This window comes from Sphingomonas sp. (assembly GCF_036731925.1).
Classification (GTDB): Bacteria; Pseudomonadota; Alphaproteobacteria; order Sphingomonadales; family Sphingomonadaceae; genus Sphingomonas.
This window is the reverse complement of record NZ_DAINDJ010000001.1, coordinates 1347577-1360380: the sequence shown is the minus strand read 5'-3', so window position 1 is coordinate 1360380 and position 12804 is coordinate 1347577. Positions and strand designations below refer to the sequence as shown.

General features: G+C 69.2%; 12 protein-coding genes. 2 read left to right on the top strand and 10 right to left on the bottom strand.

Features of this window, described 5'->3' with window-relative positions:
- Nucleotides 1-23: 23 nt before the first annotated feature.
- Nucleotides 24-620 (bottom strand): recombination mediator RecR, encoded by a 597-nt coding sequence (gene recR / locus V7E00_RS06715; RefSeq protein ID WP_333571873.1) that lies wholly within the window; start codon nucleotides 618-620, stop codon nucleotides 24-26.
- A 52-nt stretch (nucleotides 621-672) separates the two neighbouring features.
- Here recR and fmt point away from each other — a divergent pair, with 52 nt between their 5' ends.
- Nucleotides 673-1575 (top strand): methionyl-tRNA formyltransferase, encoded by a 903-nt coding sequence (fmt, locus tag V7E00_RS06710; protein ID WP_333571872.1) that lies wholly within the window; start codon nucleotides 673-675, stop codon nucleotides 1573-1575.
- The gene (truA, locus tag V7E00_RS06705; RefSeq protein ID WP_333571871.1) at nucleotides 1572-2318 is read left to right on the top strand and encodes a tRNA pseudouridine(38-40) synthase TruA; all 747 of its coding nucleotides are present in this window, start codon (nucleotides 1572-1574) and stop codon (nucleotides 2316-2318) included. Before fmt ends, truA begins: the two co-directional genes overlap by 4 nt.
- Here the strand turns inward: truA and V7E00_RS06700 are convergent.
- From V7E00_RS06700 to V7E00_RS06660, 9 genes are all read right to left on the bottom strand, one after another.
- Nucleotides 2308-3498, bottom strand: a complete 1191-nt coding sequence (locus tag V7E00_RS06700) for a class I SAM-dependent RNA methyltransferase (RefSeq protein ID WP_333571870.1) — start codon at nucleotides 3496-3498, stop codon at nucleotides 2308-2310. The genes truA and V7E00_RS06700 overlap by 11 nt on opposite strands.
- Nucleotides 3495-4898, bottom strand: a complete 1404-nt coding sequence (locus V7E00_RS06695; RefSeq protein ID WP_333571869.1) for an NAD(P)H-hydrate dehydratase — start codon at nucleotides 4896-4898, stop codon at nucleotides 3495-3497. The genes V7E00_RS06700 and V7E00_RS06695 overlap by 4 nt, the downstream gene beginning before the upstream one ends.
- Nucleotides 4895-5200: a hypothetical protein gene (locus V7E00_RS06690; RefSeq protein ID WP_333572391.1), complete on the bottom strand. Its 306-nt coding sequence runs from the start codon at nucleotides 5198-5200 to the stop codon at nucleotides 4895-4897. The genes V7E00_RS06695 and V7E00_RS06690 overlap by 4 nt, the downstream gene beginning before the upstream one ends.
- A 13-nt stretch (nucleotides 5201-5213) precedes the next feature.
- Entirely contained in the window at nucleotides 5214-6935 is a 1722-nt protein-coding gene (gene ilvD, locus V7E00_RS06685) for a dihydroxy-acid dehydratase (protein WP_333571868.1), read from the bottom strand.
- Between the two features lie 11 nt (nucleotides 6936-6946).
- A complete protein-coding gene (locus V7E00_RS06680; protein ID WP_333571867.1) occupies nucleotides 6947-7678 on the bottom strand; it encodes an N-formylglutamate amidohydrolase in 732 nt (243 codons plus the stop codon).
- Nucleotides 7675-8409 (bottom strand): enoyl-CoA hydratase/isomerase family protein, encoded by a 735-nt coding sequence (locus V7E00_RS06675; RefSeq protein WP_333571866.1) that lies wholly within the window; start codon nucleotides 8407-8409, stop codon nucleotides 7675-7677. The genes V7E00_RS06680 and V7E00_RS06675 overlap by 4 nt, the downstream gene beginning before the upstream one ends.
- Nucleotides 8410-8567: 158 nt before the next feature.
- Complete coding sequence (locus V7E00_RS06670; RefSeq protein WP_333571865.1) at nucleotides 8568-9404, bottom strand: 4-(cytidine 5'-diphospho)-2-C-methyl-D-erythritol kinase; 837 nt, start codon at nucleotides 9402-9404, stop codon at nucleotides 8568-8570.
- A 20-nt stretch (nucleotides 9405-9424) separates the two neighbouring features.
- Nucleotides 9425-11011: a tetratricopeptide repeat protein gene (locus tag V7E00_RS06665; protein WP_333571864.1), complete on the bottom strand. Its 1587-nt coding sequence runs from the start codon at nucleotides 11009-11011 to the stop codon at nucleotides 9425-9427.
- Nucleotides 10986-12638 carry an electron transfer flavoprotein-ubiquinone oxidoreductase gene (locus tag V7E00_RS06660; RefSeq protein WP_333571863.1) on the bottom strand — a complete coding sequence of 551 codons (1653 nt, stop codon included), beginning with the start codon at nucleotides 12636-12638 and terminating at the stop codon, nucleotides 10986-10988. Before V7E00_RS06660 ends, V7E00_RS06665 begins: the two co-directional genes overlap by 26 nt.
- Between the last annotated feature and the right edge of the window lie 166 nt (nucleotides 12639-12804).

Here is a 12804-nt window from a genome sequence, read left to right as displayed (position 1 = left end):
TTTAGGAGAGCGGCCCTCCAGCGTCAAGCAACCGGCCGCCGCGCGCGCAGTGCCTGGGCCAGCGTGCCCTCGTCGAGATAGTCGAGTTCGCCCCCCACCGGCAGGCCGTGGGCGAGCTGGGTGACGCGGATCGGGAAGGTCTCCAGCCGCTCGGAGACATAGTGCGCGGTGGTCTGGCCCTCGAGCGTGGCGTTCATCGCGAGGACGACCTCGTCGATGCCCCCCGCGCCTACGCGGCGGACCAGCGCGTCGATGCGGAGATCCTCGGGCCGCACCCCGTCGAGCGCGGAAAGCTTGCCGCCCAGCACATGAAAGCGGCCGGGGAACAGCCGCGCGCGGTCGAGCGCCCAGAGGTCGGCGACTTCCTCCACCACGCACAGCGAACGATCGTCGCGGCGCGGGTCGGCGCAGATCGCGCAGGGGTCGTGCGTGTCGACATTGCCGCAGATATGGCAGGTGGTGAGCTTCTGGCTGACCGCGCTGAGCGCCGCGAGCAGCGGGTCGAGTGTCGTCTCGCGCTTCTTGAGCAGGTGCAGCACCGCCCGTCGCGCCGATCGCGGCCCAAAACCGGGCAGCCGCGACAGGGCCTGGGTCAGCGCTTCGATTTCGGGAGAGGCCATGTGCGACACATAGGGGCTTGCATGCGCGCCTGCCAAGCGGTTGAGGGGACAGATGCGCATCCTCTTCATGGGAACCCCCGATTTCGCCGTACCGGTGCTCGATGCCCTGGTCGAAGCCGGTCACACGATTGCCGCCGCCTATAGCCAGCCGCCGCGCCCGGGTGGGCGGCGCGGCAAGGCGCTGACCCCCTCCCCGGTCCACACCCGCGCCGAGGCGCTGGGAATCGAAGTCCGCACGCCGCTCAGCCTCAAGAGTGTGGAGGAGCAGGCGGCACTGGCGGCGCTCGATGCCGACGTCGCGGTGGTCGCGGCGTACGGGCTGATCCTGCCCAAGGCGGTGCTGGCGGCACCGCGGCTGGGCTGCCTCAACGTCCATGGCTCGCTGCTCCCCCGCTGGCGTGGCGCGGCACCGATCGAGCGGGCGATCCTCGCCGGCGATGCGGAGACCGGCGTCGGCATCATGCAGATGGAGGCCGGGCTCGACACCGGCCCGGTGCGGCTGGAGGGGCGCACGCCGATCGACCGCAAGACAGCCGGTGAGCTGCGGGCGGAGCTGAGCGCAATGGGCGCGCGGCTGATGGTGCAGGTACTTGCCGACTTCGACGCCTATCCGGCCGTGCCGCAGCCCGAGGAAGGCATCACCTACGCCTCCAAGATCGACAAGGCCGAGGCGCGGCTGGACTTCACCCGTAGCGCCGTGGAGGTCGAGCGGGCGGTGCGCGCGTTCAACCCGGCGCCGGGCGCGTTCTTCGAGCTGAACAGCGAGCGTTTCCGCATCCACGCCGCCGATCTCGTCGAGGCGAGCGGCCCGGCGGGCTCCGTCGGCGACGACTTGCTGATCCATTGCGGCGAAGGTGCGATCCGACCGACCTCGATCCAGCGCGCCGGTCGCGGCGTGATGACGGTGGCCGAACTGCTGCGCGGCCTGCCCATCCCGCCGGGGACGCAGCTTTGACGCGCTTCGCGCTCACGGTGGAGTTCGACGGCCGCCCCTTCATGGGCTGGCAGCGGCAGGATCACGGCCCCAGCGTCCAGCAGGCGATCGAGGATGCCGCCCATGCGGTGACCGGCGAGGACGTGGTGGTCCACGCGGCCGGTCGTACCGATGCGGGCGTGCACGGCCTAGGCATGCGCGCGCATGTCGATATCGCCAAGCCGATCGCGCCGTTCCGGCTGATGGAGGCGCTCAACGCGCGAATTCGCCCCAACCCCGTCGCGATCCTCGCTTGCGAGGAGGTTGCCGAGGATTGGCATGCGCGTTTCTCGTGCCTTAGCCGTCATTATGAATATCGGATCGTAACACGCCGCGCCCCTCTCACCTGGGAAAAGGGGCTGGCCTGGCGGCTATCCGGACCGCTCGATATCTCCGCGATGCAGGCGGCCGCGGCGTTTCTCGTGGGCCGGCATGACTTCACCACCTTTCGCTCCGCCCATTGCCAGGCGGAGAGCCCGGTGCGCACCCTCGACCGTCTCGATATCGTCGAGGCCGGCGATCGGATCAGCGTCTTCGCATCGGCGCGTTCCTTCCTCCATCACCAGGTGCGGTCGATGGTCGGCTGCCTGTCGCTGATCGGCCAGGGCAAATGGGCACCGGAGGATATGCGAGATGCACTTGCGGCGCGTGACCGGAGCACATTGGGATTGAACGCGCCGCCCGATGGCCTGTTTTTCCTTCGGGCAGAATATCCTAGCGCGTGAACTTCGCTGCAAGTTCGACATGGGTGGACCAGCGGAACTGCCCCACCGGCTGCACCCATTCAAGCCGATAGCCACCCTTGCACAGGATCTCCGCATCGCGCGCGAAGGTACTGGGATTGCACGAGACATAGGCGAGAATCGGCGCCTTGGAGGCAGCGAGCTCGCCCACCTGTTCCCGCGCACCCGCTCGCGGCGGATCGAGCACCACCGCATCGAACCGATCGAGTTCTGCGGTGGTGACCGGCCGGCGGAACAAGTCCCGGTGATCGCCGAACACCTGCCGCCCCGTCGCCCCGGCCGCCGCCTTCAGCGACAGAATGGCGTCGCGCGCCGCCTCGCCCGCATAGACCCGCGCATCGGCGAGCGCGAAGGTGAACGTGCCAAGCCCGGCGAACAGGTCTGCGACCGTGCGCGCGTCGCCGACAATCTCGCGGACCACCGCAACCAGTGCCGCCTCGCCCTCGGGCGTAGCCTGGAGGAAGCTGCCGCTCGGCAACGGCACGGCGACCTCGCCCAGCGTGATCGTCACGGGCACCGGCTCCCAGCGGGCGGTGGGGCCGAAGCCCTCGTCGATCGCAAAGCGTGCCAGCTGCTCGGCCTGCGCGAAGGCGGTGATCGCCTCGGCCGCGGCCAAGCCCTCGGGGTCGATGCCCTCGACCAGCACGTCGCGGCCCTGATCGCTCAGCGCGAGATGTACGTTCACGCGCCGCGCATCGGGCAGCAGCGTCGCGAACAGGCGGCGCAGGGGCCCCAGCAGCGCGAACAGCTCGGGCGCGAGGACGTGGCATTCGGCAAGATCGACCAGCTTGTGGCTGCCCGCCTCGGTGAAGCCGATCCGCACCTGCTTGCCGCGCCGCTCTGCATGGAGCGTCGCGCGCCGGCGGGTGCGCGGCGGCGAGAGCAACGGCGTGCGGATTTCCGTCTCCAGCCCCTGTGCCGCAAGCGCAGTGCGCACGCGCTCGGCGAGAAACCGGCCCCACGCCGCATCGTCGAGATGCTGGAGCTGGCAGCCGCCGCAGCCGGGGAAATGCCGGCAGGGCGGCGTCTGGTGGTGCGGGCCGAAGCGGATCGTGCCGTTCTCGCTCACCCAATCGCCGGGTGCGGTCAGCGGGAAATGCCGGCCATCGCTGGTCACACCATCGCCCCGCGCAGCAACGCGCACCACTTGCACTTCGCTCACAGACATTCCGAACACGCTTCCGCCAGTTGAGCGGCGAGCTGATCGGCGAAAAACGCCGGACCTGCAAGCTGCGCCGCGCGGCCGTGCAGCCAGACCGCCGCCGCCGCCGGATCGACGCCGCTGCCGCCCTGCCCGATCTGCGCGCCCAACACACCGGCCAGGACGTCGCCGGTGCCCGCGGTGGAAAGCCAGGGGGAAGCCCCCGCCAGCACGCGCACGCTGCCGTCCGGACCCGCGATCACGGTATCGCCGCCCTTGTGAATCACCGTCGCGCCGCTCGCAGCGGCGGCCTGGAGCGTGCGATCGATCTTGCTGCCCGTGCCGCCGAACATCCGGTCGAACTCGCCGCCATGCGGAGTGATCCACACCGGTGCCTCCCGCGACGCCAGGGCGGCGGCCGCTCCGGTGCCGAGAAGGCTCAGCGCGTCGCCATCCAGCACCATTGGCTTGTCGGCGGCGAGCCCCGCGCGCAGGAACGCCTCGGCGCGGCGATCTCTGCCGAGCCCCGGGCCGAGCACGACCGCGTCGATCTGATCGCCCGCGAGGAAATCCGCGAGATCATCCGCATCGTCGATCGTTCTGCGCACCAGCGCGTCGGGCGCAGGCCCCGCAGGCTCCGGCCCGGCGAGCATCACATAGCCCGCGCCGCTCGCCATTGCCGCGCGCGCGGCCAGACGGCCTGCGCCCGGCATCGCACCTTCCACCACCGCGACAAGGCCGCGGCTGTACTTGTGGCTTTGGGGTCCGGGCGTCGCCAGCGCAGGCCGTCCGACGGTGCGCCAGGCGGTTTCGACCGCGATGCCGATATCAGCAAGCAGGACATGGCCGCACCGCGACAAGCCATCATCGAGGACATGCGCCGGCTTGAGCGCGCCGAGTGCAACCGTGGCGTTCACGCCGCGCGGCGCGCCCAGCTCGGCACCGCTGTCGGTATCCATGCCCGAGGGCAGATCAATCGCAAGGGTGAACTCCGCGCCCCGCACCAGCTCCCCCAGAACGGCGGCGATGCTGCGTTCGAGCGGGCGGGTGACACCGATCCCGAACAGCCCGTCGATCACCACCGGTCGCACCGGCGCGCCGTAGAGCGAGGTCGTCGGGCCATCCCAGCGCGCGTGCATCCGTTCGGCCGCGCCGGGCTTGGGCGCTCCCGAGGCCGCAACCAGCACGTCGAGCCCGGCGTCCCGCAAATATCGCGCAACGACATAGGCATCGCCGCCATTGTTGCCGGGGCCTGCGAGCACCAGCACCGGCCGCCCCATGGCGAAGCGCACCGCCTCGCGGGCGACCGCGGCGCCGGCGCGCTCCATCAATTCGTCCTGGGAAACGCCGCGCGCGAACACCGCCTCCTCGGCGGCTCGCATCGCGTCGGCGGTGAGGATCGGGGCGCCTGGCGGGATCATGGTCCCGCTGTAGCGCCCTTGCTCCCAAGACGATAGCGCATCCCGCCGATCGTCACCTCGGTTGCGCCGCCGGCATGCGAGACGCCCGCCACCTCGGCACCATCGGCCGCGCTGATCACGTTGCCCTGCACCTGCAGCCGCCGGAACCCGCCATCGGGATGATGGAGGACTAGGGTGCCGCCGTCGCGATCGAGGGTGCAGACCGGCAGCAGCGTCTCGCCGACCGGACCGCACGCCACCGTCTCGCCCGCTTGCTGCGCTTGCTGCGGCGCCGGATCGGCACTGCAGCCCGCCAGAAGCATCCCCAGCACGAGACTAGATGTCCGCGTAGACATGGCGCTCGGCCTTGGCGCCGGGGTGCGTCACCGCCCCTTGATAGGCCGGGCCGACATTCTGCGAATAACGGTAGAGCGCGCCCGACTGATAGTCGTTGACCCGCGGCTGCCAGCGCGCACGACGCTCGGCCAGCACGTCCTCGGCGACGTCGAGGTCGATCGTGCCCGCCTCGGCATCGATGCGAATGGTGTCGCCGTCCTCGACCAGCGCGATGGGTCCGCCCTCTGCCGCCTCGGGCCCCACATGGCCGATGCAGAAGCCGCGCGTACCGCCCGAGAAGCGGCCGTCGGTGATCAGCGCCACCTTCTCGCCCATGCCGAGGCCGTAGAGCGCCGCGGTGGTCGACAGCATCTCGCGCATGCCTGGCCCGCCCTTCGGCCCTTCATAGCGAATGATAATGACCTCGCCCTCGTTGATCTGGCGGTTCTCCACCGCCTGGAAGGCATCCTCTTCGCAGTCGAACACCCGCGCCGGGCCGGTGAACTGGAGCCGGTGCATGCCCGCCACCTTCACGATCGCACCCTCGGGCGCGAGCGAGCCGCGCAGGCCGACAACGCCGCCGGTCGGCGTGATCGGCGTCTTCACGTCGTAGATCACCTTCTGGTCGGGGTTCCAGGTGACCTGGTCGATATTCTCGCCCAGCGTCTTGCCCGTCACCGTCATGCAGCTGCCGTCGAGCAGGCCGTTCGCCAGCATCGTCTTCATCAGCATGTAGACACCGCCCGCCGCGTGCATGTCCTTGGCAACATACTTACCACCCGGCTTCAGGTCTGCGATGTAAGGCGTTGATTTGAAAGCTTCCGCAACATCATGAAGGTCGAATTCGATGCCCGCTTCATTGGCCATCGCGGGCAAGTGCAGCGCTGCGTTGGTCGAGCCGCCGGTCGCCGCCACCACACGGGCGGCGTTGATGAAGGCGGCGCGCGTCGCGATGTCGCGGGGGCGCAGGTTCATCTCGAGCAGGTTCATCACCTGATGACCTGCCGCGATCGCGATCTCTTCACGGCTCTTGTACGGAGCGGGCACCATGTTGCTGTTCGGCAAAGACAATCCCATCGCTTCGCCGACACACGCCATGGTATTCGCCGTGAACTGCCCGCCGCATGCGCCGTGGCCCGGGCAGGCGACCTTCTCGAGCGCAGTCAGGTCCTTGAGCGGGCAGTTGCCGGCAGCGAACTTGCCGACCGCCTCGAACACGTCGACCACGGTGACGTCGCGATCCTCGAACCGGCCCGGCAGGATCGAGCCGCCATAGACGAAGATCGAGGGGATATTGAGGCGCAGCATCGCCATCATCATGCCGGGGAGCGACTTGTCGCAGCCAGCGAACGCCACAAGGGCATCGTAGCAGTGGCCGCGCACGCTGAGCTCGACCGAGTCCGCGATCACCTCGCGGCTGACGAGCGAGGACTTCATACCCTGGTGGCCCATGGCAATGCCGTCGGTCACCGTGATGGTGTTGAAGCGGCGCGGCATGCCGCCATTGGCGATCACGCCCTGGCGCGCGGCGTCTGCCTGGAAATCTAGGGTCGTGTTGCACGGCGCGCTGTCGTTGCCGGCGCTCGCCACGGCGACGAACGGCTTGGCGATATCCTCTTCGGGAATCCCCATGGCATAATAATAGCTGCGGTGGGGCGCGCGCTCGGGCCCCACGGAGACGTGGCGGCTGGGGAGCTTGGATTTGTCGAATCGGTTGGTCATGGCGCGCAAGCCTATGTCGCGGGAACACCCTTTCGCGCAAGAGTGTTGCGCAGAAAAAGCGTAAGATCGTGCAACTGCGTTGCCCAGCGCGTGACGCCCGCAGGCTCGCGGATGCAGTCGTTGCGGATCTCGATCGCGATAGAGGGAATACCCTGCGCCTCCGCGTGGCGGTTGAGCGTCGCGTTGAGCAGCCGCCCCGAATAGGGCTCGTTGTCGCCGGTCACGATCCCCTGGGCGCGGAACCATTCGACGGCAGGACGCGCGGCTCGGGCGTCGCGATTGTAGAGGACGCCGACCTCCCAGGGCCGCGGCGACCCACCCTGCTCCAGCTGCGGCGTAAAGCTGTGGATCGAGAGGATCAGCGCCGGCCGCTGTCGGCGGACCTGGTCGCGCAGCAGGCGATGATAGGGTGCATGGAACCGGGCGATCCGCTCTGCCCGATCGGCGCCAACATTGCCGGGGATCAGGTGGCCGTCGCTGGCCGCGGGGATCAGCCCGGCATGGTCCGGCTCGCGGTGCAGATCGATGACCAGACGCGAGACCGTGGCGAGGATCGCCGGCGCATCCAGTGCAGCGGCAAGAGCACGCGTCACCTCGGCCGCGCCGATATCGACGCCGATATGGAGGTCCAGCAGCCGCGGATCGATGCCGAGGTCGATATCCCCCGGCACGGCATTCGACGCGTGATCGCACAGCAGCAGCACATCCTGCCCCGCGCCATGAAGAACCTCCGCCACGCTCATGAAAACACCGGACGCCGGCGCGCCTGGAAGGCGGCGAGCCCTTCGACAAGCTCTGCACCCGCGAACGCCGCCTCGAACGCGGTGTCGAGCCCCGTATCGCCCGGATGGTGCAGCGCCCGCTTGAGCTGCCGGACGGCGCTCGGCGCGTTCTCGGCGATGCGCTGGGCAAGCGCAATCGCTCCGGTGCCTGCGTGGGGTACGCGACGCTCTACCAGGCCGATACGCGCAGCTGCGTCGGCATCGATCGCGTCGGCGGTGAACAGCAGCTCCCCGGCCCGCCCCTGCCCGACCTGCGCCGCAAGCCCGGCGACATCCTCGCGCGGATAGCCGAGGCCGAGCCGCGCCGGGGTGACGGCGAACTTTGCGGCGTCACCTGCAATGCGAAGGTCGGCCGCGAGGATCAGCGCCACGGCAGCCCCGAAACAGCCACCGTCAATTGCGGCGAGCACAGGCATCGGCAGCGCCGCCACCGCCTCGATCGCGGCGCGCATGGCCAGGCGAAAGCGGGTTCGCGCAGCGGGATCCGTCTGCAGCTGCGCAAATTCGCTGATGTCGGCCCCGGCCGAGAACATCGCCGGCATGCTCGATCGCAGGATCACCACCCGCGCCTCGCCCAGATCGGCCGCATGCGCGGCAAGCTGTTCCCAGCCGGCGACCGGAACTGCGTTGCGCGCCCCGCCGCGCCCGAGCGCGATCGTGGCGATCGGCCCATCCCAATGAACGTCGATCATGTGCCGGCTGTGCCCGATCCGCGCGAGCAAGTCACGCGATGGCGCGCGGGGGGACTCCACACAAGAGAGCGCCCCCGCGGGCCAAGGACGGACGTTCGCGTGGCGCCAGATCCGTCGACGCCGAAATGTCCCGAAACCGTAAAGATTCGGTTACCTGCTCACCGCAACTGTGTAGCGGCAAGCCACCATCCACGGCCCTGAAGCGCCGCCGCGGCCGCGTCACGCGCGCCATCGGTATCGAACAGCGCGAAGCAGGTCGCCCCGGAACCGGACATCCGGGCGAGCATGACGCCGGGTTGCGCCGCCAGCGCCGCCAGGACCGTGTCAATCGCCGGAGCCATTGCGCGGGCCGGCGGCTCGAGGTCGTTGCGCCCGGCCCGCGCCACCGCCAGCAGCTCGCCAGTGCCGATGGGGCCGCGGTCTACGCCGTCCCAAGCCTTGAACACCGCCGCGGTCGAAACGCCGACGCCGGGGTTCACCAGCAGCGTCGGGGTGCCTGTGAGCCCCCCCAGCGGCGCCAGCTGCTCGCCTCGCCCCCGCCCCAGCGCAGTGCGGCCGAACAGGCAGGCAGGCACATCCGAGCCCAGGCCATCGGCAATCGCGAACAAGCGAGGGTCCTCCACCGCGATGCCGTGGAGCGTTGCGAGCGCGCGGAGAGTCGCCGCGGCATCCGCCGAGCCCCCCCCGATGCCCGAGGCGACAGGCAGGTGCTTCTCGAGCTCGATCGCGTACGCGCCGCCGCCGAATACCGCGCGGAACCGGTCGGCCGCGCGCGTGACGAGGTTATCCCCCTCACCCGCCAGTACCGCCGCAAAGGGGCCGGTCAGCGTGAACCGATCAGACTCTGCCGGCGTCACGCGCACAAGGTCACCATGCTCCACAAAGGCGAACAATGTTTCCAGCTCGTGATAGCCGTCCGCCCGGCGATGGCGAACGTGCAGCGCGAGGTTCAGCTTGGCGCGGGCGGGCTCGGTGACGGTGCAGAGATCAGGCATCGCTGCCGCCCCTAGCGCGATCACGAGGCGGCCGTCAGCCCCTCACGGAGCTTGCGGGCGATCCGCTCGGCATCGGCCGGCGCGGCATGGATCGCCGCCGCCCGCCAGGCATAGCGTGCTTCGAACTGGCGGCCGAGCTGCCAGTAGGCGTCCCCCAAATGCTCGTTCGCCGTGGTGCCGGCCGGGTCGTTGCGCGTCGCGACCTCCAGCAGCACCGCGCCGCGCGCGACCTCGCCTTGGCGCACATAGGCCCAGCCAAGCGCATCGGCGACTTCGGCATCCTCAGGGGCGATCTTGCGGGCACGCTCCAGGAGGCGCAGCGCTTCGGCACCGTCCGCCCCATGCGCGATCAGCGCGGCACCCAGCGTCCGCAGCGCGTCCGCCCTGTTGGGGGCGAGCTCCACAGCCTTCCGCAGCTCCGCCAGGGCCTCGTTCCAGCGACCTGCCCGCTCGAGCGCCAGCCCATGATCAATACGGAGATCGGCACTGCCTTCCCCACCCCGGCGCAGCGCATCGGCATAGACGCGCGCCGCCGCATCGTGGCGACCGGCATCGGTGAGCAACTGGGCGTAGCGTTCCACCTCCAGCGGCGTCGCCTGGCGGTCCTCGGCAAGCGCCCTTGCCTCGGCAAGCGCGGCATCGGTGCGCCCCGCGCCGCCGAGCACGGTGACGCGCACGCCGGTCGCGCGGCGGGTGAAGGGACTGTCCTTGGGAATTGCCGCCAGCGTCTGCAGCGCGAGATCGGCCGCGCCGCTGTCGTCCAGCGCCTGCGCAAGCAGGATGCGGGCGCGGGTCTCGCCGGGATCGAGGATCAGGGCGCAGCGGCTCAACACGATCGTCAGCGTGGCCATCCGGTCCCCGCCCAGATCGGCGGCCATCGCCCGGAACATGCGCGACAGCGCATAGGTGATCGTTACCGGCTGGGGAGCGCCGAGCGAACGCGCGACTGCCTCCAGCTCGGGCCCGCCGCCTTCAAGCAGGAAGCGCCCGCCCTCCCGCCCGCGCACGGTCGCCAGATCGATGCGCATGTCGGCGTCGCCATCGCCGGCAAGCCCCGCCATTGCGCCGAGCGCGGCGGAATCGTCCTTGCCTTGCGTCATCAGCATCAGCGCGCGCTGGGGTGCCGCATAACGGCGCGCGAGCGCGCCCATGTCGAGACTGTCGATCACCGCCACGCCGTCCAGCCCCCGCGCCTGGGCGAGCCAGGCGGTAAAGATCGGCATCAGGAAATCGAACGGGGTGCCCTTCAGCCGCTTCACGGCATCGGCGGCGCGGGGCTGATCGCCGGCCGCAAGCGCCACGGCCATATCGACCAGCGCCGCATCGGGCGGCGCCACGTCGGCCTTTGCCATCACCGCGGCGGCGCGGGAGGCGAGCGGCATGTCCCCCACCATCAGCGCCTGGCGATAGGCGCGTAGCGCGATCACCGGATCCTCGGGCGTCGCCGCCAGCGCCCGGCCATAGCCTTGCGCAGCGACCGTCGCGGCCCCAGCCGCGTCGGCGGCGCGGGCGCGAACATAATCCGTCAGGTCCGCTGTCTGCGCCGCCGCCGGCATCGCCAGCAGCAGCGCGACGCCCAGACTACATGTTCGGATAATTGGGGCCACCGCCGCCTTCTGGCACCACCCAGTTAATGTTTTGGGTGGGATCCTTGATGTCGCAGGTCTTGCAGTGCACGCAATTCTGCGCGTTGATCTGGAACCGCAGATCATCGCCTTCCCCTACGACCTCATACACACCCGCCGGACAATAACGCTGCGCCGGCTCGGCGTACATCGGGAGATTGTACCCGATCGGAATATGCTTGTCCTTCAGCGTCAAATGGACAGGCTGGTCCTCCTCGTGATTGGTGTTCGAGACGAACACCGAAGAGAGGCGGTCGAAGGTCAGCACGCCGTCGGGCTTGGGATAATCGATCTTCGGCGCCTGGTCAGCGCGGAGCAGCCCCTCATGGTCGGGCTTGAGCTTCATCGTCACGGGCCAGCGCAGGCCGAGATGCTCGCTCCACATCGCCACGCCGGAGAGCAGGGTGCCCCAGGTGTCGCCGAACTTCTTGACGAGCGGCACCACGTTGCGAACGCCGCGCAGCTCCTCGTAGACCCAGCTGGCCTCATAGGCCTCTGGATAGGCGGTCAGCTCGTCATTCGCGCGGCCGGCCTGTACCGCCGCGAACGCTGCCTCGGCCGCCATCATGCCGCTTTTCATGGCCGTGTGCGTGCCCTTGATCCGCGGCACGTTGAGGAAGCCGGCGGAGTCGCCGATCAGCGCCAGGCCAGGTGCCACCAGCTTGGGTACCGCCTGCCAGCCGCCGTCGGAAATCGCCCGCGCACCGTACGAGACGCGCTTGCCACCCTTGAGCAGCTCGGCGATCTCGGGATGCATCTTCCAGCGCTGCATCTCCTGGAAGGGCGAGAGCCACGGGTTCTTGTAGCCGAGCCAAACGACAAAGCCGATCGCGACCTGCCCGTCCGCCTGGTGATAGATGAACCCGCCGCCGTTGCTGCCATCGGTCAGCGGCCAGCCCTGGGTGTGGATTACCCGGCCGGGCACATGCTTTGCGGGATCGATGTCCCACAATTCCTTGATGCCGATGCCATAGACCTGGGGCTGGCTATCCGCGTCCAGCGCGAACTGGCGGATCATCTGCTTCGACAGGTGCCCGCGGCAGCCTTCGGAGAGGAAGGTATATTTGGCGTGGATCTCGAGCCCCGGCTGATAGTCGGGCTTGTGCTCGCCGTCCTTCGCAACGCCCATGTCGCCGGTGGCCACGCCCTTCACGCTGCCGTCCTCGTTGTAGAGGATCTCGGCCGCGGCGAAGCCGGGGAAGATCTCCACGCCCAGCTCACCAGCCTTCTCCGCCATCCAGCGGCAGAGATTGCCGAGGCTGCCCGTGTAGGTGCCCTTGTTGTGCAGATAGGGCGGGGTCAGGAATTCGGGGTAGGCCGACTTGCCCTTCTCGCTCAGCACCCAGTGATGGTTTTCGGTCACCGGCGTGCGCGCCATCGGGCAGCCATCGTCGCGCCACGTCGGCAGGAGCTCGTCGAGCGAGCGTGGATCGACCACCGCTCCCGAGAGGATATGCGCGCCGACCTCGGAGCCCTTCTCCAGCACGCACACCGAGAGCTCGGCGCCAGACTCGTTCGCCAGCTGCTTGAGCCGGATCGCCGCGGAAAGACCGGCAGGCCCCGCGCCGACGATCACGACGTCATAGGGCATCGACTCCCGTTCGCTCATCCTTGTTCCCCTAAGTCCTTCGTACTAACACGGCCCTCGCGGCCACCTGTCGTCGCGCGCGCGCAACGTTCTGTCTATCCGGCGATGAAGCCAGATTGACCTCGCCGTCAACCGGGATTCAAAGAATGGGTATGGGGGTAGAACCAGACAATAGCTGGCACAAGTC